General features: G+C 36.9%; 24 protein-coding genes. 7 read left to right on the forward strand and 17 right to left on the reverse strand.

Going from position 1 to position 24019, the window contains the following annotated elements; all coding sequences use genetic code 11:
• Positions 1-12: 12 nt before the first annotated feature.
• The gene (locus tag PH210_RS09355) at positions 13-2325 is read left to right on the forward strand and encodes a thiamine pyrophosphate-dependent enzyme (RefSeq protein ID WP_289984841.1); all 2313 of its coding nucleotides are present in this window, start codon (positions 13-15) and stop codon (positions 2323-2325) included.
• A gap of 33 nt (positions 2326-2358) precedes the next feature.
• On the opposite strand, the gene PH210_RS09360 is transcribed toward PH210_RS09355, so the two are convergent.
• Together PH210_RS09360 and PH210_RS09365 are read right to left on the reverse strand one after the other, a co-directional pair.
• The gene (locus tag PH210_RS09360) at positions 2359-2859 is read right to left on the reverse strand and encodes a hypothetical protein (RefSeq protein WP_289984843.1); all 501 of its coding nucleotides are present in this window, start codon (positions 2857-2859) and stop codon (positions 2359-2361) included.
• 172 nt (positions 2860-3031) lie between these two features.
• The gene (locus tag PH210_RS09365) at positions 3032-3592 is read right to left on the reverse strand and encodes a class I SAM-dependent methyltransferase (protein ID WP_289984844.1); all 561 of its coding nucleotides are present in this window, start codon (positions 3590-3592) and stop codon (positions 3032-3034) included.
• 212 nt (positions 3593-3804) lie between these two features.
• Between PH210_RS09365 and PH210_RS09370 the strand changes: the two genes are divergently transcribed.
• The gene (locus PH210_RS09370; protein WP_289984846.1) at positions 3805-4026 is read left to right on the forward strand and encodes a hypothetical protein; all 222 of its coding nucleotides are present in this window, start codon (positions 3805-3807) and stop codon (positions 4024-4026) included.
• 38 nt (positions 4027-4064) lie between these two features.
• On the opposite strand, the gene PH210_RS09375 is transcribed toward PH210_RS09370, so the two are convergent.
• Entirely contained in the window at positions 4065-4847 is a 783-nt protein-coding gene (locus PH210_RS09375; protein WP_289984847.1) for an arylamine N-acetyltransferase family protein, read from the reverse strand.
• A 238-nt stretch (positions 4848-5085) separates the two neighbouring features.
• Between PH210_RS09375 and serC the strand changes: the two genes are divergently transcribed.
• Positions 5086-6183: a 3-phosphoserine/phosphohydroxythreonine transaminase gene (gene serC, locus PH210_RS09380; RefSeq protein ID WP_289984849.1), complete on the forward strand. Its 1098-nt coding sequence runs from the start codon at positions 5086-5088 to the stop codon at positions 6181-6183.
• A 54-nt stretch (positions 6184-6237) separates the two neighbouring features.
• Here the strand turns inward: serC and PH210_RS09385 are convergent, their stop codons facing one another.
• On the reverse strand, positions 6238-7170 hold the full coding sequence (locus tag PH210_RS09385) for a ketopantoate reductase family protein (RefSeq protein ID WP_289984850.1): 933 nt from the start codon (positions 7168-7170) through the stop codon (positions 6238-6240).
• A 151-nt stretch (positions 7171-7321) separates the two neighbouring features.
• On the opposite strand from PH210_RS09385, the gene PH210_RS09390 reads away from it, so the two are divergent.
• Positions 7322-8089 (forward strand): DUF5995 family protein, encoded by a 768-nt coding sequence (locus PH210_RS09390; RefSeq protein WP_289984851.1) that lies wholly within the window; start codon positions 7322-7324, stop codon positions 8087-8089.
• A 109-nt stretch (positions 8090-8198) separates the two neighbouring features.
• On the opposite strand, the gene PH210_RS09395 is transcribed toward PH210_RS09390, so the two are convergent.
• The 5 genes from PH210_RS09395 to PH210_RS09415 form a co-directional block, all read right to left on the reverse strand.
• Complete coding sequence (locus PH210_RS09395) at positions 8199-8438, reverse strand: hypothetical protein (protein ID WP_289984852.1); 240 nt, start codon at positions 8436-8438, stop codon at positions 8199-8201.
• Between the two features lie 211 nt (positions 8439-8649).
• Positions 8650-9174 carry a cupin domain-containing protein gene (locus PH210_RS09400; protein ID WP_289984853.1) on the reverse strand — a complete coding sequence of 175 codons (525 nt, stop codon included), beginning with the start codon at positions 9172-9174 and terminating at the stop codon, positions 8650-8652.
• Positions 9175-9290: 116 nt separating this feature from the next.
• Entirely contained in the window at positions 9291-9722 is a 432-nt protein-coding gene (locus tag PH210_RS09405) for an SRPBCC family protein (protein WP_289984854.1), read from the reverse strand.
• 237 nt (positions 9723-9959) lie between these two features.
• Complete coding sequence (locus tag PH210_RS09410; RefSeq protein ID WP_289984855.1) at positions 9960-10688, reverse strand: YwaF family protein; 729 nt, start codon at positions 10686-10688, stop codon at positions 9960-9962.
• A gap of 139 nt (positions 10689-10827) precedes the next feature.
• Entirely contained in the window at positions 10828-11778 is a 951-nt protein-coding gene (locus PH210_RS09415) for a ribose-phosphate diphosphokinase (RefSeq protein ID WP_289984856.1), read from the reverse strand.
• Between the two features lie 205 nt (positions 11779-11983).
• Here PH210_RS09415 and PH210_RS09420 point away from each other — a divergent pair, with 205 nt between their 5' ends.
• Together PH210_RS09420 and PH210_RS09425 are read left to right on the forward strand one after the other, a co-directional pair.
• The gene (locus PH210_RS09420) at positions 11984-12190 is read left to right on the forward strand and encodes a hypothetical protein (protein ID WP_223590704.1); all 207 of its coding nucleotides are present in this window, start codon (positions 11984-11986) and stop codon (positions 12188-12190) included.
• 310 nt (positions 12191-12500) lie between these two features.
• A complete protein-coding gene (locus tag PH210_RS09425; protein ID WP_289984858.1) occupies positions 12501-12749 on the forward strand; it encodes an ABC transporter in 249 nt (82 codons plus the stop codon).
• 103 nt (positions 12750-12852) lie between these two features.
• Here PH210_RS09425 and PH210_RS09430 read toward each other — a convergent pair whose 3' ends face one another.
• The 7 genes from PH210_RS09430 to PH210_RS09460 all read right to left on the reverse strand — a co-directional run bounded on the left by PH210_RS09430 (position 12853) and on the right by PH210_RS09460 (position 20709).
• Positions 12853-13341, reverse strand: a complete 489-nt coding sequence (locus PH210_RS09430; RefSeq protein ID WP_289984859.1) for a GNAT family N-acetyltransferase — start codon at positions 13339-13341, stop codon at positions 12853-12855.
• Between the two features lie 145 nt (positions 13342-13486).
• Positions 13487-13789: an MTH1187 family thiamine-binding protein gene (locus tag PH210_RS09435; protein WP_289984861.1), complete on the reverse strand. Its 303-nt coding sequence runs from the start codon at positions 13787-13789 to the stop codon at positions 13487-13489.
• Positions 13790-13877: 88 nt separating this feature from the next.
• Positions 13878-14543, reverse strand: coding sequence for a hypothetical protein (locus PH210_RS09440; protein WP_289984863.1), 666 nt, complete (start codon positions 14541-14543; stop codon positions 13878-13880).
• A gap of 83 nt (positions 14544-14626) precedes the next feature.
• A complete protein-coding gene (locus PH210_RS09445; RefSeq protein WP_289984865.1) occupies positions 14627-15616 on the reverse strand; it encodes a helix-turn-helix transcriptional regulator in 990 nt (329 codons plus the stop codon).
• Between the two features lie 27 nt (positions 15617-15643).
• Positions 15644-17491 carry a PAS domain S-box protein gene (locus PH210_RS09450; protein ID WP_289984867.1) on the reverse strand — a complete coding sequence of 616 codons (1848 nt, stop codon included), beginning with the start codon at positions 17489-17491 and terminating at the stop codon, positions 15644-15646.
• Between the two features lie 116 nt (positions 17492-17607).
• The gene (locus PH210_RS09455; protein WP_289984868.1) at positions 17608-18300 is read right to left on the reverse strand and encodes a Na-translocating system protein MpsC family protein; all 693 of its coding nucleotides are present in this window, start codon (positions 18298-18300) and stop codon (positions 17608-17610) included.
• Positions 18301-19485: 1185 nt separating this feature from the next.
• A complete protein-coding gene (locus tag PH210_RS09460; RefSeq protein WP_289984869.1) occupies positions 19486-20709 on the reverse strand; it encodes an MFS transporter in 1224 nt (407 codons plus the stop codon).
• A 561-nt stretch (positions 20710-21270) separates the two neighbouring features.
• On the opposite strand from PH210_RS09460, the gene PH210_RS09465 reads away from it, so the two are divergent.
• Positions 21271-22026 carry a YoaK family protein gene (locus PH210_RS09465; RefSeq protein WP_289984871.1) on the forward strand — a complete coding sequence of 252 codons (756 nt, stop codon included), beginning with the start codon at positions 21271-21273 and terminating at the stop codon, positions 22024-22026.
• Positions 22027-22083: 57 nt separating this feature from the next.
• Here the strand turns inward: PH210_RS09465 and PH210_RS09470 are convergent, their stop codons facing one another.
• Positions 22084-23874, reverse strand: a complete 1791-nt coding sequence (locus tag PH210_RS09470; protein ID WP_289984872.1) for a S9 family peptidase — start codon at positions 23872-23874, stop codon at positions 22084-22086.
• Between the last annotated feature and the right edge of the window lie 145 nt (positions 23875-24019).

The raw sequence follows: 24019 nt of genomic DNA on the forward strand, positions 1-24019 counted from the left end.
GGCGGGATTTTCATGTCCATTGAAGTAAATCAAGAAAATCTATCTGTTCCAAAAGGGACAGTTGAACAAAGTGTTGTATTTGAATCAGGCAATGAAATGGCCGCCTATGCAGCCCACCAAATTAACTATCATGTAATGGGATACTATCCAATCTCTCCTTCCACTGAGGTTGCCCAATTCCTTGATGGGATGAAAGCCAAAGGGGAACATGATATTGTGCTGATTCCTGCGGATGGAGAGCACGGTTCAGCCGGTATCTGTTACGGGGCTTCAACTGGCGGCGGACGAGTTTTTAACGCCACAAGCGCCAATGGATTTCTATATATGTTAGAACAGCTGCCGGTTCAATCCGGAACCCGTTTTCCAATGGTGTTGAATTTAGTCAACCGCTCAGTTTCCGGGCCGTTAAATATACATGGAGATCATTCTGATTTATATTTCGCTTTGAATACCGGCTGGCCCATCTTGATGGCCCGTGATCCACAAATTGTCTATGACATGAACATTATCGCTATTAAACTAGCGGAAGATCCTGAAGTCAGACTGCCTGTCATCGTTTCATTCGACGGTTATTTCACCTCCCATCAAAAACGGCGGGTGCAAGTTGTAAAAAATAGAGCGGATGTTCAGAAATTTATCGGTGAGACTCCAAGGAATTTTCCTCATGCATTAGATCGGGAAAATCCGGTGACCATTGGTCCATATATGAATGAACCGGACTATATTAATAATTGTTTTCAACAATCTGAAGCGATGTATAATGCGGAACATGTCTTTGAAGTAATTTCAAAAGAATATGCGCAATTAACAGGTCGGGAATATCCAGTCCTTGATTTATATCGTATGGAGGATGCTGAAGTAGCTGTATTTATGTTAAATTCAGCGGCCGAGGTTTGTAAAGATGTAGCCGACAAGCTTCGTCTACAAGGAATCAAAGCCGGGGTCATCTCCCCTAATATGATTCGTCCTTTTCCGCAAAAGAAATTGGCAGAAGCATTGAAAAACGTGAAAGCGGTAACAGTAGGAGACCGTGCCGACTCCTACGGAGCACACGGTGGGAATATGGCACTGGAATTAAGAGCTGCCCTGCAAACAGTTGGAAATGCTCATACAAAAGTGGTTAACCGTGTTTATGGATTAGGAGGCAAAGATTTTTATGCCGATGACGCTGAGCAGTTTTACCAGTTAGCTCTGGACGCAGCTCATAAAGGACATGTGGAAAAGAGTTTTGACTATTTTGGGCACAATCCGGGAGCCGCTGAATTTGCACCGAAACGAGTATTAAATCCAATGAAAAAAGAAGATTTGAATACAGGTTTAATTACCGTTACTCCTGATGAAACGACCGGAGAACTAAAAGTGAAAATTCCGCCGATGCGCAGCCTAACAAAAAAGCCAAAACGATTGGCTTCTGGACATGGAGCCTGCCCTGGCTGCGGAATTTTCTCTGGATTAGAGCTGTTTTTCAAAGGGATTGAAGGAGATATTGTAGCCTTATTCCATACCGGATGTGCCATGGTCGTAACGACTGGTTTTCCTTATAGTTCTCACAAAGCGACTTACATCCATAATTTATTCCAAAATGGTTCTGCTACTCTTTCTGGTCTTGTGGAAATGTTTCATGAACGAAAAAGGCGGGGTGAATTTGCTGAACTCGGCCTGAGTGATGACTTTACCTTTGTAATGGTTACTGGTGACGGTGGAATGGATATTGGCATGGGTCCTGCCATTGGTACAGCCCTAAGAAACCATAAAATGATCATCCTTGAATATGATAATGAAGGCTATATGAACACAGGCAGTCAGCTATCCTACTCAACTCCAATGGGGCATATGACAAGTACCTCAAGTGTAGGCACGTTCCAAAAAGGAAAGCCATTCCATCATAAAGATACCGCCCAAATTATGGCTGCCACTCATATTCCATATGTATTTACCGGAACTGAAGCGTTTGACCGCGACCTATTAAAGAAAGCCGCAAAGGCTCAATGGTATGCCCAAAATGAAGGATTGGTTTACGGCAAAATATTAATAACCTGCCCATTGAATTGGAAGTCTAAGGACGAATTAGGCCAGACAATCGTGGAGGCTGCCGTGAATTCCTGTTTCTTCCCTCTCTATGAAGTGGAACGAGGAATTACAACCATCACTTATGATCCTGAGGCTAAAAATAAACGGTTAGACGTTAGCGAATGGTTGAAGCTGATGGGAAAAACGAAACATATGTTATCAGAGGACAGCAAAGACATGCTACAAATGTTTGATGATGAGGTCGAGCGCCGCTGGATGAGGCTCAAAGCTAAACACGAAAGTCCTTATCTTTAATTCTATTAATAAAAGCTGAAGTCAAACCGGGCTTCAGCTTTTATTTACATTTCTATAATTTTCAATCCATTCTCTAAACATTTCATTTAAAGCTCCCTTTTTTTGACTTTTCAACCATTCCACTTGGTCGATTGGGAGTTTTAATTTTAAACTAACTTCTTCAATCGGCATTTCAACTTTCCTGATTTCTTCTAAAGTAATTCCTTCTTCTATATTTGGAAACCAAGCATCATTTTCGTTCACCTTATTGAAATCTTCATATTCATAAATGTCATCGAGCTCACAAAATAAATTAAGCTGCGGTAGACCTCCTGAAAAGACTTTTACATGCATAATGGAATTTATGATTCTACCATCCTCCAACTCTATTTCCATAATAAGGTTCTCCATCTTTTTATATTTTTTCACAGTAACCTCACTGACAATCAGATCTAATTCTAAAGTGATTCCTGTGCTTGATTCAAAAAGATAAATGGCACTTTTAAACACATGAATACTTTCACCATCGATTATTACTGTTTTTACACTCACCATAAACTGTTCCCCCACACAGATGTTTCAACGGATTTATATTAGATACTATTATGTATTATAAATTAAAAATAGCTATCATTCGATGACTAAGTGATTATTTTTAAAGCTTAATTCTTTCAGATCCAATGGAACACAGACGTTCACATGTTTATGCTCCACCGGAAAAATATTTTTAACATTTTTTACAAAATATCGTCTGCCGCCCCTCTTTTTCAATTTCTTCAAAAAAGACTACCTTCCAATCGCAAAATTCTGCTAACAATTCTTTTGATTCAAGCTTATATTGATTGGATACTCTCTGATTTTCATCCAGAGGAGACTGATAATAGGTTTCCATAAAAAAATAACCATCTTCTCTTATGAGGTTCTTAACAATAGGGAATAAGGAGCGATCTAGGTAATAAGAAATTACTATTAAATCATAAGGGCTGTTAGGCCATTTTAAATTAGTCAAATCCGTTAGATTGGTCACTTTGGGCTGTAACTTAAGATTATTTTTTACAGAATAATTGTGAATATAGTTGATAGCGACATCCGAAATATCCATTGCCTCAACGGAATAATTCATTCGCGCAAGGAAGAAACTGTTACCACCTAAACCACAAGCTAAATCAAGTGCAGTGCCCCCTGAAAGATTGGGAGACAGGTTCTTTAATCTTGGATTAGGGCCAGGCTCTTTCAGCTGTTCAATTCTTTCTTTATGCTTCAAATTCCATTTTGTTTTTGTGTCCATTTGTAAGCTCCTATTATAGGATAAGTATAAAAAACTTTTTTTGGTCACGTATCTTTTGCGTGACCATTTTTTCTGTTCCCTCCTTTCCGCGGCCACAAAATATCTATTAATTAAAACGTTTACAGGTTGGTCTAAATCTCCTTCTTATTCAATATTTATAAGGAGAAGTTAATTTCCTATAAAAAATCCGAATAATAAAGGAGAGTTCAAAGGTGGTTGTTATTCATTTTTTAGAAAATAAATCTATCGTTTTAAGTCAACTGCGATCAACGATTCCTTCGGTCGATGAGCCGATAAAAATAAAAGGAAAAAAAGGAAAAGTTGTCGATATTAAGAAAATTGATGAAAGAGTCATTCATGTATACGTAGAATTTGAAAAAATTGTGGTTAAAAATCAATCTGCTGCAAAAGAAGTCAAAAACAAAAAAAGATAAATTAGTTAAGCCAGCGAGTTCAAACACGCTGGCTTTACTTAAGATTCAATACCAAAATGGTCCTTAACTAATTCTTTAAATCTATTTTTATCAATTTCCTGTTTAGTAACTTTTCCATTATCCCATTCTGTAAAAGAAGTATCCGTTAGAATCATATTCCCTCTATCCGTAATCCTTGTAATTAATGGTTTTTTGTTAAAAGGGGATTCCGGGTGCTCTATGATGATTTTTTGTACTTCATTTAAATTAGATACATCTTTTATTACATCTGTTGAATCAAAAGTATATCCTAAATTCCAATCTTTGTCTTTATGCTTTAATTTCATAAATAAAACATAATCTCCGTGATCATTATTAAATTTCTCAATTCTAAATTCGCCATTACCAGAGGTGACAACCTCACCTGTCAATGGTACAGGTTTTAAGGGTAAGTTGCCTCCAAAACCAGTATCAATTAGAAATTGTTCCCCATTGCAGGTGATGACAATGGCCACGTGTGTCCTCCCAAATGTATTCCATCTCTGACCAATTTGGTCATATACCACTCCACGAACAATGTTTGCCTTAAAACCATTTTCAACTAAAAATAAGTAAAGGATGGAATTTAGGTCATAGCAAAGCCCGCCTTCGTTTTTATCGATTATTTTGCTTATTAAATTCTCTTTTGTAATTTCAGTTGTCTTTTTCCCGATGACACACAGATTTTCAAAAGGGATTGATTTAGCAGTCTTTTCTAAGACAAGATCCAATTTTTCAAAAGTAATGACTTCCTTCTCTGGCAAACCGATTCTGTTCCGAAATTGAAGATTAAAATCACTCATTTGCTGATCTCTCCCTAAAAATCAATATTGGGGCTTAATAAATTTCCCGTTGCATACAAATATTTTAATTTATCTAAAGGTATAGCTTCAACTTTATGAACTTTTTTAGCTATAATATAGGGGGTTGAACGATCCTCCAAAAAAAATTTAAAATTTTTTTCAAAAATCTTCACTTTAAAAAGCATAAAATTCAAAAAACATGTTATATTCAAGTAAATTAAAAATTGGAGTGTGAAAAATGAAACTACAAGTTAATCGTACTTATAATTTTAATGCAGGTCCATCCGCTCTGCCAATTTCCGTTTTAGAAAAAGCTCAACAGGAATTGATTGATTTTAGAGGAACAGGAATGTCTGTAATGGAGCTCAGCCACCGCAGCAAACCTTATGAGGAGGTACATAATCAGGCAATCAACAGTTTACGAGAGTTATTGTCGATTCCGGAAAATTATGAAGTACTTTTCCTGCAAGGAGGAGCAAGCCTTCAATTTTCAATGATTCCTATGAATTTTTTATCTGCAGGAAAACAAGCCGCATATGTCATGACAGGATCGTGGTCTGAGAAAGCATACACAGAGGCAAAATTATTTGGTGAAGTTTACCATGCAGCTTCAACGAAAGAAGGCAACTACCGAAGCATTCCAAAGGTTGATGAATTGCAGTATAATCATGACGATGCTTATTTGCATATTACATCTAACAATACTATTTACGGCACACAATGGAAGGAATATCCAACAACAGGAGAAGTTCCATTAATCGCAGACATGTCGAGTGATATTCTTTCAAAGCCAATCGATGTCAGCAAGTTTGCCCTCATATATGCTGGTGCACAGAAAAACTTAGGCCCGTCTGGTGTGACCGTCGTCATTATTCGCAAGGATTTGCTTGCTCAAGCAAACACAAACATCCCAACCATGTTAAAGTACGGCACGCATGCAAAGAACAATTCCTTGTATAACACACCACCAACCTTTGGCATTTACATGCTTGGAGAAGTCTTAAACTGGGCTAAGGAGTTAGGCGGATTAAAGGCTATTTCTGAACTGAATGACAAAAAAGCGAAACTAATTTATGATGCAATCGACTTTAGTGATGGTTTTTATATTGGTCATGCTGAAAAAGACAGCCGTTCTCTCATGAACATAACATTTAATTTAAAAACCGAAGAATTAGAAAAGCGTTTCTTAGCTCAGGCAAAACAAGAAGGATTTGTCGGAGTTAACGGCCATCGCTCCATTGGTGGATGCCGCGTATCAACTTACAATGCCGTGCCATTTGAAGCGTGCCAGGCTTTCAGTGAGTTTATGTTACAATTCCAAAAGGAAAATAATTAGAATAAATGAACGGACCCCATTAGCAGCATTGCTATGGGGTCATTATGTTTACTTTTAAACGAAATTCTTTTCAAATTGACTTTCCAGTAATTTAATCCGGTTATACAATTCGTTATTTACAGGAGTAGATAGTCCGTATTTTACCGCTAATTTTATTACAGTTCCTGAAAACAATTCGACTTCGCTTAGACGTCTGGCTTCAATGTCTTGTGCCATGGATGGTTTTCCATCAGGACTTAGTGTTGCTAAAACGCTTAACCAGTAATCTAAATCTGCTTCAGTTAAATAAATTCCTTCTTTTTCAGATAAAACAATGACCTCCCGCATTGCTGCAATCATCATCTCTCTTGCTTGCCCTTCTCTTTGAATCGTCCCGTAATTGCCTTCGTGAACAGCTACTGTTTGATTAACACCCACATTTAACATAAACTTGCCCCATTGTCTAATAACCATATTGGTATCGACCTCATATGGGAAGCCTGTTTTTTCAAAAAATGCATCCAGTTTCTTGACCTTTTCAGATTTCAAATCTGGTTTACTTTCCCCGAAGCAGAGCATCCCCATATGATCGTAAGTGAGTTGATTGCCCACCTTTACGGCATCCATCCCTTGGGCCACACAATACAAAATTTTATCCATCCCAAAGGCCTCACCAATAATGGCTTCACTTGTAATCCCATTTAAAGCTGATAAAATTATCGTTTCCTCACCAACATGATTCTTCACGGCATGAATGGCATCTTTTAACCCATCATTTTTAACAGTAAAAATAAGCAAATCGGCTGGCTCGGTTACTTCTTCGGGAGTAAGATAAGTGAAATCAAAGCGCTCTCCATTGCAATAAACTCCTTCAGCTTGATATCTCTTTATCCGCTCCTCATCTGCGATGATTCGTAAATCTGCTTTAGGCAGCTTCTTGGCTAAATGATGTCCAAATAAAATCCCTAAAGCACCTAACCCAATAATCGATACTTTATTAATCTCCATACAAACGAAGTCCCCTTCTAACTTTTCTTAGTTTAATAGTAACATAATTATCAGAATCTTATGTTTTAATGAAATTCTTTTTTCCATCATAGGAATGGTACAGGTAAGAATTTTTTTTACTTTGAGTCTTGTAATCTGGGGAGGAAATTAAATGGAATTAGTAAGTAATACGCCAATTGATTCTATAAATCAAGTGATTGATATGATGACTGAAGAACTCGATATTTTTCAAAAATGTGGTGATCACCGGGTGGTCTTTCATCGTGTGTATTTATTAATGACCAAGGAAATGAAACGACGGCTATCATCTGACTTTTTCGAAGACCCCGTTTGGATGGAGCGCGTCTTAGTTGGGTTTGCTCATTATTATTTCAATGCAGTAAATTCATATAAAATAGGACTTCCTTGTCCCCCGGCTTGGGAGCTGGCTTTCCGTCAAGCTTCTAAAAAACAAGGTTTTGTCCTGCAGGACGCGTTACTCGGCATTAATGCTCACATAAATAGCGACCTGCCGATGGTCATGTATAATATATTGAATGAAGAGTGCGCCTGGCCTGATGCTCGGAGGATGCTCCACCGCCGCCAAGATCATGAGCGGATTAACAAGGTTCTGACTGATTTAATGGATCTTGTTCAAGATGAATTGTCGTATTATTATGCACGCTTTATCCGTGTCATTGATTATGTGATGGGCCGCAAAGATGAAACACTCTCCTCGCTGATTATGGCTCACTGTCGATCGAATGTATGGTACAATACGGAACTGCTTCTAAACGCTTCTGATGAAGAACATCGCGATATACAGCGACGCCTTATTGAAAAGGATGCCCTCTCAATCGGCCTTAAAGTTTCTAACGCATTCCCCTTTAAAATAACAAAATTTATCGCACCACTGACAAGAAGAAATCGTTGGTTTTAATTCAATCACTCCCTTTCCATTTCTTTTAGGTGCAGCCTTTTTTTGACATATCCCCTAACTTTTAGCCTGTTTATGATTCAACGAACGAGCTGTTGAATAATAACATAGGTTAAAGGCGGGTGATAACTGTGACGGGAGCCTTCATACTCATCGCTTTTGGGTTATTCTTTCTTCTGTTAGGATGGATTTTTTGGGGAATGGAAGAAGATAATGGAGAAACATTCTGGGAAGCTTTATTAGTGACATTTTCAAATATTTTTTCAGATTTTCTTCTTACAAGTTTTCGAACAGTTGCTTTAATATTTTGGACCATTGGCATTTTAGTAGTGGTACTTGGCCTTATTTCCATAAAACACCCTGAAATCCTAAATACACTCTTACATCGATGAATCTTTGTTAATGTTTGCCTGGCTTCACCTACACTAACTATTTTCGTCGAACTATGCCAATCAACATAACATTCTTTAACGATGATGAAAAAATGCCAAACCCTATTATTGTTAAAAGGCTTGGCATTTTTTATTACCAACTGGCAATGGTTACTTGGCGGGTCGGTCAAATCATATTTGGGGAATCTGTTTGTAAGCTAGCTTTTGAATGACTTCCTGATGCTGCGGATATTTTGCCAAAAGTTCCTCTTGTGTAAAAAGTTCAAAATCCACAAAATCAAAGCCTGGTGAAACCATACAGCCAACCAATGAGTACGAATCATTTTCCTTTATTGAGGAGCCAAAGATTGAATTCTTGGGAACCAAAGCTTGGAGGACTTCTCCTTCCTCTAAATTCAATCCCAATTTAATTTCTTTATATTCACCATTTTCATGAATAACGTGGATGGTCAACGAACTCCCGGTATGAAAATACCACAATTCATCTGATTTCAACCGATGAAAATGGGACACATTTTCAGACGTAAGAAGAAAATAAATGCTAGTATAAAGCTTTCGGTTCCCCTCGAATTGAACAGTTAATTCATGATCGGAAACTTGTTCCCCAGATTCATAAGTACGTTTGTAAAAACCCCCTTCTGGATGAGGTTCGAGTCCCAGCTTTGTTACCCAATAATCAACTCCATGAATTTTCATCGCAAAAGTCCTTTCCTTTTTATGTACAAAAAATAAATCCACCAAAATAAACTATACCAAACATCTCATATTTAAAGGAGCTTGGATGACCAAGCTCCTTTAAATGCTTTTGTAGTTTACATGTTTGTTTGTTCTGCATATTTTTTAAAATTATCTAAGATGGCTTGCCAGCCCTGCTGCTGCATTTCAATTGGATTCATGGTTTCGGCATCAAAGGTTTCAATGATTTCGGTTTCGTTGCCTTGACCTTTAAAAGTGATATTAACTTTTCTCCCATCACCTAGAGTATAGGAAATACTCTCATTTAATTTTACCTCATCATAAGTACCGCCAAAATCAAATCCAAAGCTGCCATCTTTCGCTTCCATTCTGGAAGAGAACTTCCCGCCTGCCCTTAAATCATTTTCAGCCTGTGTCGTATGCCAGTCATCAGAGGCTTGGTTCCATTTTGTAATATGTACTGGTTCTGTCCAATATTCCCATACTTTCTCTACAGGCTTCTTGACCGTTGCTTTTACCGTTACTTTCGCATTATTCGTTGTTTCCAATTCATTTTCCGCCTCTCTGAATATCCTCAAATTCACAATTGCTAGTACCACAAGTTGCATGAATCTATTATACTAACCATCCATTGTAACCGCAAACAATTAATGTCCACCCCACACGAACATTCGAGGAGAATTGTCCATGAACGGTGCCTGACACCATGATGTGACACCAAAAAATATCCCTTCGTCTCGATGAATCTTAAATGATTCCAAAGGCTAAAGAAGGGATATTTTTATTTAGTTCATTTTATCTTGGACTCCTAAATTCTTATTTTCCCTTTTTTGCAAAATACCCATGGGAATATAGGTGATAATACACACCATAAATGCGACAATTTCTAAATTAATATAATACATGATCCCGCTGCCGAAATAGGTTAGGATTGTTTCCGTTTCAGATGGATTCGCAATGAAAAAAAAGTTCGTACCAAGCAATTGATTCAAGAAAAATATAGGTACTGCGATTAGGTTGATGGTTAAAAAGCTTGATAAAATTGCTTTTCTAGGAACTCTGTAACCCTCAAATAGAATAAAATACATAACGGCAAAAGGAATGGCTGAATGACGAAGGAAATATCTTATAAACTCAAAATGGGGAAATTGGTGGACTATGTCTGGTGAAATCATACTTAATATCGGTGGAAGCAGCCCGATAAAAAGTAACAAATTAAATGCTTTTTGGCTTCTTTTGAAATATAGATACAGAGCGAGAAAGGTACTTAGGGAACAGATATGCAATGGAAGATCGCTAAGCTCATATTCATGAACTAAAATTAAATACAATTGAATGGATAACTCACCAAATAGCAACAGCGCAAATACTGTCCATTTTATCATGGCTTGGTAGGGCTTGAGCTTTTTGCTGTAATACACGAAAGCAAAAAATGTAATAAAAAAGATGATTAACGTAACTATATGGGGGATGGAAAACAACGTGAAATCCTGCATTCCAGTAACAGAAAACATGATTTCATCACCTCATTCTGCCAATAAGGGCTGTTTACCTCCATTATATTCGCAACAAAAAATCAAGTTACGATTTTATTTGTTGATAAAAAATAGAGCGGTCACCTAAAAAGGAACCGCCCTAAAAACATTCTATATCTTATTCAAATAAAGGTGTGACTGCTTTTTCATTGTGAACACGGTCAATCGCTTCTACCAGCAATGGCGCAACGGATAAAGCAGTAATTTTATTAATCCTCTTTTCTTCTGGGAGCGCAATCGTATTTGTTACCACTAATTCTTCGATAGGTGAATTTTCTATTCTCTCAATTGCCGGACCGGAGAAAACAGGGTGAGTACAGCAAGCAAAGACCGCTTTTGCCCCCTTTTCCATTAAAGCCTTTGCACCTGAGGTAATGGTTCCGGCTGTGTCAATTAAATCATCAATAATAATCGCATTTTTCCCCTCGATATTTCCAATAATGTTCATGATTTCAGACACATCATGTTCTGGCCGTCTACGATCAATTAAGGCAAGCGGAACATTTAATAGCGTCGCCATTTTTCTCGCTCTTACTACACCGCCATTATGTGGTGCGACAATGACGATATCATCTAATTCTTTTTTCTGAAAATATTCGGTAAGGATAGGAATTCCTGTTAAATGTTCAACCGGGATGTCAAAAAAGCCTTGAGTTTGTACAGCATGAAAGTCTAAGGTAATGACCCTGTTCGCTCCGGTAGTTTCTAAAAGATTGGCAATTAATTTCGCAGTAATCGGCTCACGCGATCTCGCTTTTCGATCCTGACGTGCATAGCTATAGTAAGGCATAACTACGTTAATGGTTCGGGTCGAAGCCCTTTTCAAGGCATCAATCATAATTAGAAGCTCCATAATATGCTCATTATTAGGCTCGGAAGTGGATTGCACAAGAAACACGTCACTTCCTCGCACACTTTCCTCTATGCTTATTTGAATTTCTCCATCAGCAAATCGTTTCACGGAACATTTCCCCAGCTCACAACCCAAAAGTTGTGCCATCTCACTCGCCAATTCACGATTTGAATTTAATGAAAACATTTTAAAACTCTGTTTAAGTTGATAAGACACCTTAAATCCTCCATGCTCGTTATTTATCATTATTAATCTTGTCCATTTATCTATTTTACATGAATGGAGGCCTAAACGACACCATTTATCTCTGCCATTTTTTTAAATTAATGAAAACATAAAAATTATTCAATTTCAAAGAGGATATTCACATATTGTTGTAGAATTCTGAAAAGTAACAACATTTTGTGAGGAGTGGGGAGAGTTGAAAATAAAAGTAGTGATGGATAGTGGAAAAGAATATGTAATTAACGAAAAGGATTTTTCATTAAATGACTTTACCGCTTCTTTTTATACTGAATCCCCAAATGGATCAAGAATTTTGAATAATACGCTTGTTTACTTGGACGGTGAAGAAAAAATCGTCATAAACCCAACGCATATTTCGTCAGTTGAGGTTATTGAAAAGTGATAAGAAATCCCTCTAATCTGATAGAGGATTTTCTAAAGTTACGCGCTTTTTTAAGCATGGCGCATCCTTGTATAAATATAAAAATAAAACGCTAAACTCAATTAAGGATTGAGTTTAGCGTTTTTCGTTTGTTTTATTTGGTAATGAAAAGACAAAATCACATTTTAATATAAAAATATGATGATTGAAAAATGGCACAGTATCAAAAGCAAGTGCCTTTTATTGAGCCTCTTTTCATGTTTTTTATAAACAAGCTGTAAAGTCCCTGCATATCCTAATGTTGAACAACCATTGACAGGGGGTGAATTTCATGGGTCATCATTGTCATTGTAATGGTCATTGTCACTGCAATATTTTTGGCGTTTTCCTTGGATTTTTAACAGGAGTGATATGGCTGCTGTTTGCACTACTGGGGTACATTACTCATTTATGTGAACTAATCGGTCTTGGGGGAGTACTTGGAAATATTTTAAACATCCTAATTGGGTTAATTGGATTCCTTGCTTTTCTTTTCTTTGGTTTATACGTATTTAAAAAAGCCTGGCACTATTGTAAATAACTATTGAATAACAAGAGTTTGGGGAACCCTTTTGTTGCTGACAGTCTCTTCTTAGAGACTGTCTCTTTAAATAAAAAAAGCTGTCATAACAGCTTTTTCTTGCTTACTCTAATTTTTTAACCATGTTATACCAGATTACACCGCCATGTTCCGATCTCGAAACACCCATGTTGATATATCCATATTTCTCATAGAAGCCAATTAGGTCTTCTTTGCAGGTGAGTGTAATTGTTTTACGTTTGTGTGCTCTTGCTTCTTCTTCAATTTTCGCAAGTAACGCTGCTGCCACGCCGCGTGTTTGAAAATGCGGTGTTACTGCTATTCCTAAAACACTTTGATGTCCGCCAGATGGGGGATTTGTCTGAATTTCACTGAATAAGTCATCTGTAATGAATGGTGATTTGATAACGGGACCATTTACAAAACCTACAATAAAACCATCCTTTTCAGCAACAAAGAAACTATCCGGTATGATTTGAATACGCTTTTGAATCGCTTCTTTTGTGGCAGCCTCTTTTTTTGGAAAGCACAGGTTTTCAATGATATTAATTTCAGGTAAATCTTCTATTTTTACGTTTCGTATATGCAACATTGAATACATGCCTCCAAAATAAATTAATAGTTTTATATAATAATTTCCTCTCATACATAATATCACGTGTTTTCCACCATAAAAACAAAAAAAGAGGCATTCTTTAAAAAAGAATAACCTCTTCTACCTTTTGGGTTCATAGGGCTTATAATTTTGCTTGTACTGCCTGAAGCTTCCGTTCCATTGTATTTTCTTTGTCACGGCGATCATCAATTCGAATATTAGTACATACTCTTTGCAAGCCTTTCTGAAATGGAACTTCATGAATTTCCTGAACGACTTCAAGTAATAATTTTAAATCTCCTTCTATCAAAGTGCTCATTGGGGTTAGTTGATACTTTACTCTCCCCTCATATTGACGAAGAACTCTTTGAATTTCAGCTACATACTCACTAACACTTGGTGTCCCTGTACCAACTGGAATCACGGTAATATCAATAATAGCCACACTTTAACCTCCATTACGGAAAATTACTGTTTTGTCTGCTTTCAAAAATATCCTACCACTAGTAGTCCATGAACTCCAGTACCAACCATTATTTAACTGGAGTTAATTGGACAGATTCGTGAGTTTCGATAATATCCCCCTCGTTACAGAAGAATGTATAATCACCAGTTCCAATTCCTCCTGCACTGCCAAGAATTGTATTTACTTTTGCAGAACCGCTGTCCCCATCATAAACAAAGAAGTTAGAGCCGCGTCCTAATGCATGTGCTACATATCTGCCTGCCGGGATATCTTTGCCTACAACATATTGTCCTGAACCTAATTTCTTTGGTGCCCCTTCTGCTTTTTGCAGCTGGCCTGTAGCGGAGGCTAATTTGGCTTTAGTATCTTTAAGCTGTGCCTCTGCATCTGATAGTCCTTTTTTAGCTTCTGCCAGCTTGGCATCGATATCTTTACGGCCGTCAGCCAGTTCCTTATCTAGTGTGCCTTTAATATCCTTTAGTTTCGCTTCTGAGTTTGTCAGTTCTTTTTGTGCTGAATCCTTTTTATCGATGATGGTTTGCGACTCATCCCTATCTTTTTTTAAGGATGAGACATCTTTCTTTAACTTGCTAATTTCTTTATCCAACGCCATAATATCCATTTTTTTATCATGAACCGTTGTCTCTGCTCCGCTTGAGCCTATTCCTGCTCCAATAAAGATTAAGACAAACGCACCTAGGATTATACCGGCTATCTTTAAATACTTTTTCACTGTAAATCCCCCTCGTATATTTTTATCAAATTGCCTTACAAACTGAATTATATAAAAAAGGGTGCACCAAAAACGGCGCACCCTTACGAATATAATTGATTCATTTTCTCAATTTCATCTTTCATCTGCTTTACTAGTGATGGCGGAGATAGGATTTTTGCTTTGCTGCCCCATCCGCGGAGCCAATTGTAAAAGCCTTCTCCGACAATGGCTTTGGTTTTTAGAATAAAGGTATCATCATCAACCTTCTTAATATCCGCGTCCAACCCGAATTTATCGATAATGGGATTAATAAGACCTTTATCTTTAAACTCAATCTCTACCCATTCCCCTTGTCCGGAGAACATATGAAAGTTGATATGCAAGTATTCGTCGATATTATAGTCCTTACTTTTGAAGCGATGTTCCGTTACTTCTACAGCTCTCATTTTATCGACGCGATAATTACTAAGGCCAACCTTATTCTCCTTTTGGCCAATCATATAATAAAAGCCTTGATCCCATATGAGGCCATATGGGTGGTAAATATATTCCTGCCCATTCCGATTTAGCTCAAACGCGCGGTCGATATTGAATTTTCCATATATAAATGTAATCACTCTTTTTTCATCAATGGCTTGATGGATCTTATCAATATACACCTTTGTTAAATGATAAATATGATTCATGGATTTGTTGTATTTGATCGGGCTTGGCAATGTTTTGGCGATATGCTTGCTCGTAAGCTGGCTTAGTTTGCTAATCATATTTTTAGCCTGCTCCTCTGTCACAAAACTGGCCGAAAGAATCGCATCAACCAGCATTCTAAGCTCATACGTTTCGAACAGCCTCGATTGATGACTATAAACAATTTTTCCGTACTTTCCCCCTTCCTGGAGAATTTCAAATCCGCTCTCATTTAAGGATTCGATATATCGTTTAATTCTTTTTTTATCAATTGGATCATTGGCGGCAATAGCAAGCTGCAGTTTATCGATTAAATCCGTCATTGATAATTTGTGTTCTTCATCTGTCTCTTCTAACAGGATTTTTTTAAGAGCCAGTATCTTTGTTGTATTTGGAACATCAGCCATGGGGAATCCTCCCATTAAATTATTTTTCTATTGGTCCAGTTTAATTGGAATAATCATTTCAATAATAGTCCCTTTATCATCGCTCCAAAAATGGACGCAGCCGTTATGATTTTCGATTATTTGCTTGGATATCATAATGCCTAGGCCTGTACCGTTTTCTTTTGTTGTGTAAAAAGGCTCTCCAATCCGTTTTAGAATGTGGTGCGGAATTCCGGCCCCTGTATCCTTAAATAAAATCTTAATATTATTTTCATTATGTGGTTTTATTTCTATAGTAACCATGCCTCCATCGGGCATCGCTTCAATTGCATTTTTTAAGAAATTGATAAAAACCTGTTTTAACTGATTTTTATCACAGTGAATCATCAGATCCCTGCATTCATTTACTATTTTGATTTGGACATTATTTATAATCGCCTGGGTATCAATTAATGTTTTCACATCTTCGATTATGGAGTGCATATTTTCTATTCCAAATTTTAAATCCTGCGGTTTGGCAAGCACCAATAGCTCGCTTAGAATGAATTCAATCCGGTTTATTTCCGATTGAATAATGTCAAAATACGTTTTTTCCTCTAATTGGTTCTCCATTAATTGTAAAAACCCTTTAATTGCAGTGAGTGGATTTCGTACTTCATGAGCAATTCCTGCAGCCAGTTGACCAGCTATTGTTAGTTTTTCTGAATTTAATAAGAGTGCCTGAGTCTTTCTCTTTTCTGTATTATCACGAATAATAACATGCTGTGCCGGCTGGTTTTGAAAAAACGTTGGGATTCCTTTGATTTCCCCTTCAAAGCTCGAACCATCCAATCGAATAATATTGAATGGTTTAAATTCTGTTGTGTTTCCTTTAATAACACTGGCAATCCGTCTTTTTGCTATCTCATGTTCAGCTGGATGAATCAATTCTAAGATAGATTTCGAAATGAAATCTTCAGGTGTTGAAGCACCTAATAGACCTACTCCCGTTTCATTAATAAACAATATTGTTTCATTATTGACGATAATTACGGCATCTGGTGAATGTTCCACTAAATCCCGAAAAGCTTTTTTCCGGCTCCATAATGCTTCCTCCGCTTGTCTTCTTTCTGTTATATCACGAATGACGCTAACGACTTCTAAAATATTTTTTGTGTCAGGGTCAATGATGGGGTTACAAATGGACTCAACCCAAAGGTAACTTCCATCTTTTTTCTGGAAACGGTATGAATTTCTTCCGATTTCAAGACTGCTAATTACCTCTTTACGGTCAAGAATTGCCTTCTCTTTATCTTCTTGATGGAGTAATACAGAAGAATGCTTTCCAATTAAGTCTCCAGATGTATACCCCAGAATATTTTGACAAGAAGGGGAAACATAGATAATTTTCCCTAACATACTTGTGCTCAAGATCATATCTAATACATTGTCGGTCAATACACGGTGAAATTCTTCTATTTTTCTAACCTCTGACTTTTTCCTTTTTATTTGTGTGACATCCTTAGCAATCGTATATAATCCAACAATGGTATCCCTTTTACCTATCGGAATATTCGTAATATTCAAGTCAAGGATTTCCCCATCTTTTGTGGTCATTTTACAATCAAAGTTTTGTACTTCTCCCAAAGTAGCTTTATGAAAATAATGAAAAACTTCATCTAAGCTTTCAATTCTAAAGAACATTTGAAGCTTCATTTGGATGGATTCTTCAGTACTATATCCGGATAATTTCTCAAAAGCTGGATTTACCTGGACGACATTACCATCTAAATCAAAAGCCAAAATGGCATCATTATTGCCAAAAAACAGTGTTTCATTTCTACTAAAATTTTCATTTACATACTCTATTAATAGTTGTCTCTTTTCCGCTTTAATAATTTCAATAGGACTGTTCATCTCTCTCTATCAGTTCCTTTCCCCAAATTTATATATAAAAAAAGCCAAGATGAGGTTAAATCTCATCTTGGCTTGTGTTTAGCTCAATCACATTGTCTAACTCACTACCGCCGCTATTAAGTTGGTGTCAAGACAAGCACAATGGCACTCTTATCGAGACTGAAATCCCAATCCACAAATATATCAATTACTTTTGTATTGAGAATCGCTTCAAAATTATTGCTATTATGTAATAATCTCTTTTCAAGATTTCGTTTAGCCAATTTTAATGTTTCGGAACCTCCCAATCGAATTAATTCCCTTTCGATGGAAACGAGAATTCCTTTTCTTATCACGACTAAAGTTCTTTGATTTAATCGAAAGGATAAAACTTCTTCGGGATCCTTTTGAGCTTGAATACTAATTCTTTTGATTTCCTTGTGAAGATTTTCTCTTCCTTCGAAATCATCGCTCTTCATTTCATTCGTTTCCGAAGAAGAAGAACTAATGCCAACGAAGACACCGCTTTTATTTTGAAGGCTCCAATCATAGTAAAATTCTTTAATTTCCATCCCTGTTAATATTTTTATATAGGCCTTAAACTCGGGAATTAGGTTTTGCATTAACATATCCCTCGTTTTATGAACAATGGACTCTTGATTTTGCCCTAATAGGACAACTTCAGACGGAGTGATAAAGTTTCGTAAATAAACAGACATAATGGACTGATTATAGGAAACAAACACCGATTCAGGTCCTTTTCCAAAATTTTCACGAAGTGTTCGGCCAATATAACTGGCAAGCTCCATTTGTACTTGTTTGTTTTCCAAAAAAATCATTCCTCTTATTTAAGATAAAAGCATTATTTCTTTTATCCCAATTTATATTCTAAGTTTTTCCATTAAACTTTTCAATATATTTCCTATTAATCACTTGCAATTAGTAACCTTTGTCTAATACATAAGTACTACTTTAAAATTGGAATTTTGTCAAAAAAAAGAAGCAGTCAGCAACTACTTCAATCAGTACTTTCACTAAAATAAGGAGGAAGTACAAATATTATGTTTCTAAATTAGAGAATTTATTCCCAGAAAAGCTTTGAGCCGCTTAAAATTTGCATTTTGGACATGGCTGAAAGTGGTTTTTACTCTTACCACAGTAATGACACTTATCAGATTCCTGGTTTCCATTTTTATTTTTCCATTGATCAAAAGTGATTCGTCCAGAACTTTCATCGTTTAAATACTTTATATAATCTTTTCCATAAATATGAATCAACTGTATCACCTCCAAGTGCTCACTATAAATGTATGCGCTTACATGGTTTGGAAACACTGACTTTCATAAAAAATATTTACCGAAGGAAGACATCTATATTGTAGTTTCGACCATTGAGAATAATGATGTTATAACAGATTAATATCAAATAAAACCACGGTGATAACTATGTTTTATTTATCTATAATGATTTTTCTTTTTGTTTGCATTATTTTGTTTTACATTTTTAAAAAAATCTATATTAGAACTTCCACTATGGCCATTGTTATGGCAATTGGGATTGTTACCCAAGGAATTCTATTAAATTACTTTGGGACCCAGTTTTTCCAGCATATTTTTGGAAAAATTCTAACCATTATAAACCTTTCTTTATGGTTTGCTTTCATTTTATCTTTCGTCATTGCCTACTGGATGGTAGATTTGGAGTCTGGGTCGTTATGGCTCTTCTAATGTTTGAGGTAATACTGAGTTTTCGTGATGCTTTATTAACTTATAAGAAATCTACTAGAGAAATAGGTAAAGAAAAATGAAGTAACCTCCCCATTTTGATATGGGGAGGTTTTTTTAATACTTATTACACATTTTTTAGCGCTTATGTCGTATTTTTGGACACTAATTACCTATTTTATTGAATTTTCGACATTTACTGGATTTTACATGGTAATCCTAGTTTTTACTGACTTTAGATCATTCTATTAAAAAACCATTACCTGAGAAAGGTAATGGCTTTAATAAAATTATATAGCTTCAGAAAACTTATTTAGTGTTTTTGACTTTCGCTCAGATTGACCTTTTTTCAAACTTAACATGGCCATAAATGAGATACAATAAAGAACGGCAAGATAGCTCATGGCAATGGTTACATTCGCATGTTCTAAAATGAATCCAACTAAAATGGGAGATAATCCTCCAAGCGCTCTTCCAAAGTTAAAAATGGTGTTCGTGGCTGTGCTGCGAATATCAATTGGATAATGGTAACTGATTAGTGCACCATAGCCGGCAAACATTCCATTTGAAAAAAATCCAACGATGGCACCGCCAATTAATACCCCTGCGCTGCCGGACGCATACGAATAGAAAAACACTGCTACTGCTGAGGCCAGTAGGAAGATTCCATATGTTCTCTTCATACCTAGACGATCCATAAATTGACCAAAGGTTAACATTCCTACTATCATTCCAACTGCCGTGCTGATGGTCCATAGAGCCGAACCGGAAACTGATAATCCTTGTGATTGCTGCAGCATCGATGGCAGCCAGATCATCAAACCATTATAGCCTGCAATTTGCACTGTCGCCATAATGGCTAGGGAAATGGTGGTTGCTGCAGTTTTTCGATTTGCAAATAATTGCTTCAACTTTCCTTGCTTATCAATGTTCTGATTCACTTTTTTGGATTCCAGCCACTCAGGAGATTCATCTAAATTCTTACGCACGATAAAGGCAAAGATAACTGGAATTACTCCAATGAAAAACAATCCTCTCCACCCCCACGCAGGAAGAATAATTGCGCTTAATAGAGCAGCAAGGATGACACCAAATTGAGCACCGACACTGACATATGATGAGGCACGTCCTTGTTTATTCTTTGGCCATGCTTCTGCGACAAGAGTCATGCCGATTCCGTATTCCCCTCCGGCACCTATTCCAGCAATGAACCTAAAAATGTATACTTGTTCAATATTGGTCGCCAAACCGGTTAAAGCCGTTCCAATGGCAAACAAAATTATTGTATAAGTAAAAACTTTTACTCTACCAAACTTATCCGCAAGGATTCCGAAAATCATTCCTCCAAAAAGCATTCCTAAATTAGTAATAGAAGAAATAAGTCCGCCAGTTGCCATGCCAATATGAAATTGTCCAATAATCATCGACATAGCGAAGGATATAAACATAATATCCATTCCTTCAAGGGTTAAACCTGCTACTGATGCTACGACTGTTTTTTTCTGATAATTCACTTCTGCATTCTCCTTCCAAGCCTCTCTGGACTATGATTAAAAGATACTTTTGCAAAATAAAATACCCTTCCGTCCAAAAAGACAAAAGGGTATCATATATCAAAAATTATATACGATGTTAACTTTCGCCTTTTTGGCCTCTCTGGACCAAGTTAAAGGGAATTTATTTTTTCTAATACTAACATGATAATAACCAATTTGACAATAAATACTCCATTAATTTTCTTTTTTCGATATTAAGACAAAAAAATTTACATAAAATTTAAATGGTCTTCATATATTGCAATGGATAAGAAAAGTAGAATGTGGATGAAAGGTGGAGTTTACATGGAGAACAATGCTCATGTTTTTTATAATGGGAAGAAATATATAATTCTATATAAGTACACTTCTGGATACTGCGAAATAAAGGAAATTGGAAGTTTTTTTAATATTGAATTGGTTCATTCATCTGAGTTAGAAAATATAAACTAAAATCTACGCAAAAATTTAATTACAAAGGGGGAAGCTTAAAATATGGAAATTTGTTAAAAAACATTTAATATGTTTTGGAGATGTTCTATGGAGAAGACTCAAGACAGCATGTCACAGAATATTGCACTATCCTATTTGAGAAAGTATGTAAATATAAGTATGTCAAAGATTCCACGAATCACTCCAGAATCCATTGGTTTAGGCATATTACTCGCTTTAGTGGGAGGGTTTTTGGATGCTTACACCTATGTCAGCAGGGACGGTGTTTTTGCCACTTCCCAAACAGGGAACATTGTATTATTGGGCGTGGAAATAGCTCAAGGTCATTGGAGACAGGGATTAAAGCACCTTCCCCCGATTTTAGCATTTGTTATAGGGGTGATTGTCGCCGAGGGACTAAAGCATCCTCAAATAACGAGAATTTTTCCCTATCCGGCCCGCTCCGTTCTCTTTTTAGAGGGCCTTGTCCTAGTCATAGTTGGAACCTGGCCGCCACAATTCCCAGATATGATTGTAACAGTTACGATTGCCTTCGTCTCATCTGTACAAATTTCATCTTTTCGGACATTGGTGAAATGGCAATTTAATTCAGCCATGGTCACAGGGAATTTGCGAACAGCAGCAGAAGCAGCCTACACGGCACTTGTACTGCAAGACCCGCAAAGTGTCATTCGATTTATTGACTTCACAATCATCGTTATTTCTTTTCTGGCTGGCGCCTTCATTGGTGCTATATCCACTCTTCATTTTGGAATTAAAGCGATATGGATTGTCTCAGCTATTCTCATTTGTGCCATGCTTATTTTAAACGCCAATCCTAAAACCTTACTGAACAAAGGTTGATTTTTTACATTAAATAGCGGTTCCTTCTAATCTATTTAAAAGGAACCGCTATTATATTTAGGAGCCTTCCCCAAGGTATCGATCAAAAAACGTTACCATCGCCTTATAGGCAGTAATTTTATTTTTTTGTTTTTCGATCGAGTGGCCTTCATCTTCAAAGCGGATAAAATCTACAGGGTGTTGTCTATCCTTTAGTTTCGTAACGATTTGTTCAGATTCTTGGATGTGGACACGGGGATCCGATTCTCCGTGAATTACCAAGAGTGGAGAAGAAATTCGTTCTGAATGATGCAAGGGATCAATTTTATTAAAAAATTCTCCGTCACTTTCTATGGTTCCGTATTCAAATTCCCTATGCTTTTTACGCCAAGGACTTGTCGTTTGAAGGAAAGTTCTTAGACTGGACATTCCAACAATATCAATTCCAGCCGACCAAATCTCTGGATAGTGACTAATGGCAGCAAGAACGAGAAAGCCCCCATAACTCCCCCCCATGATCCCAATTTTTTGGGGATCGATATTTCGATTCACCTTTAGCCATTCCACTAAAAATATCAAATCCTTAACCGCGTCCATTCTATTTTGGACATCATCCAAATGGGTGAAATTTTTTCCATATCCCGTACTTCCCCTCACATTAGGGGTACATACAGCATAACCCTGGTTTAGGAAATATTGCAGAACTGGGTTATAGACTGCACGCGATTGGCTTTCGGGCCCGCCATGAAGATAAATGACAATTGGATATTTTTCTGCTTTTTTTTGCGGCATATAATAAAAAGCTGGAATTTCCAAGCCATCAAATGAACGGAAGGATATGTGTTCCGGCTCTACTAATTTTTTATCCAGTACTGGCGAACGAGAAACATACGTGAGCCTTTCCGCTTTTATGGTATTTAGGTCAAGCTCCCAAATATCAGAAGGATAGGCTGGGCCCTTAAAGGTATAAGCTAATTTTTGGCTATCTGGTGAAAATTTCAGATTGGATATAACCCCTATTGGTGTCTTCCACGTATAAAGGTAACTCCGGTTAATGTCTAAAAGAACCCCTTTGGATATGCCAGCCTCATTAATTGTGTAGGCTGCCATATTTTTATCTTTATTCATAGACAACCCCTCAAAATCCCATTGCCCCCGTTCGAGCCACACGAAATGTTTGGTTTTTATATTTATGAGAGCAAGCCCGTAGAATTCCCTGTCTTTATTTGATAGTACATAAAGATGATCTCCATCCTTATTAAAGTGAGCATCTTTAAAGCTAGCCTCACCCTTATGTTCGGTTAACCAGTTCGTAACCCCGGTTGATAGGTCGAGGATTCCCAAATCATTATCTAACGGGGAATTTATCTTCTGAACCAATAACGATTTACCATCCGGCGACCATTTTACTGCAGAAAATATTCCTTCTCCAGCGAATATTAGCTTAATCTTCAATGTTTCTAGATTTTGGATATAAATGTCAAAAAAGGCAGGATTTCGACGATTACTTGACCATACTATCCATTTACCATCAGGTGAGGAACCTCCAAAGCGGTGAATATGATCGGGAGATTTTGTCAGCTCTTTTAGTTTTCCATCGTTCCCAAGTAAATACAATTGCTGCTTCTCATTTCCACCCGAATCCATTCCGATGATTTTATTTGAGGTGCCTGTTACATAACTTACAAACGTAATTCTTTCGCTGGTATAGGAAGTTTGGACTGGCCACTCATCCCCTAGATTGATTTCCCATACTTGCTGGATACCCGTATAGTCGGCTATAAAGCTTAGTTTGTGACAAGTCGGATCGTACTCGGGATATTTAGCTGAGCGAACATGCATGTATGGTTCTATCCCAATGACAGACATAATCCTCCCCCTATTTAATTTTTTACTCTCATGTAAGTTATGAAAACGGCCCTTTTGAAGTGTTTATAAAAAAAAAATACAAAATTTTTCTTATAATCTTATTTGTTGATAACCAGATACAACTCATAAAAAAAGCCAGAAGCAC

The sequence above is a fragment of the Paenibacillus sp. BSR1-1 genome (genome assembly GCF_030403775.1).
Classification (GTDB): Bacteria; Bacillota; Bacilli; order Bacillales; family Cytobacillaceae; genus Neobacillus.

Coding starts and splice junctions, on each gene's coding strand:
- PH210_RS09355 (WP_289984841.1), top strand. CDS start 13: ATGTCCATTGAAGTAAATCAAGAAAATCTATCTGTTCCAAAAGGGACA.
- PH210_RS09360 (WP_289984843.1), bottom strand. CDS start 2,859: ATGGTGAGTGTAAAAACAGTAATAATCGATGGTGAAAGTATTCATGTG.
- PH210_RS09365 (WP_289984844.1), bottom strand. CDS start 3,592: ATGGACACAAAAACAAAATGGAATTTGAAGCATAAAGAAAGAATTGAA.
- PH210_RS09375 (WP_289984847.1), bottom strand. CDS start 4,847: ATGAGTGATTTTAATCTTCAATTTCGGAACAGAATCGGTTTGCCAGAG.
- serC (WP_289984849.1), top strand. CDS start 5,086: ATGAAACTACAAGTTAATCGTACTTATAATTTTAATGCAGGTCCATCC.
- PH210_RS09385 (WP_289984850.1), bottom strand. CDS start 7,170: ATGGAGATTAATAAAGTATCGATTATTGGGTTAGGTGCTTTAGGGATT.
- PH210_RS09390 (WP_289984851.1), top strand. CDS start 7,322: ATGGAATTAGTAAGTAATACGCCAATTGATTCTATAAATCAAGTGATT.
- PH210_RS09395 (WP_289984852.1), bottom strand. CDS start 8,438: ATGGAAATAAGGCCAAGTACCACTACTAAAATGCCAATGGTCCAAAAT.
- PH210_RS09400 (WP_289984853.1), bottom strand. CDS start 9,174: ATGAAAATTCATGGAGTTGATTATTGGGTAACAAAGCTGGGACTCGAA.
- PH210_RS09410 (WP_289984855.1), bottom strand. CDS start 10,688: ATGTTTTCTGTTACTGGAATGCAGGATTTCACGTTGTTTTCCATCCCC.
- PH210_RS09425 (WP_289984858.1), top strand. CDS start 12,501: ATGGGTCATCATTGTCATTGTAATGGTCATTGTCACTGCAATATTTTT.
- PH210_RS09430 (WP_289984859.1), bottom strand. CDS start 13,341: ATGTTGCATATACGAAACGTAAAAATAGAAGATTTACCTGAAATTAAT.
- PH210_RS09445 (WP_289984865.1), bottom strand. CDS start 15,616: ATGGCTGATGTTCCAAATACAACAAAGATACTGGCTCTTAAAAAAATC.
- PH210_RS09450 (WP_289984867.1), bottom strand. CDS start 17,491: ATGAACAGTCCTATTGAAATTATTAAAGCGGAAAAGAGACAACTATTA.
- PH210_RS09465 (WP_289984871.1), top strand. CDS start 21,271: ATGGAGAAGACTCAAGACAGCATGTCACAGAATATTGCACTATCCTAT.
- PH210_RS09470 (WP_289984872.1), bottom strand. CDS start 23,874: ATGTCTGTCATTGGGATAGAACCATACATGCATGTTCGCTCAGCTAAA.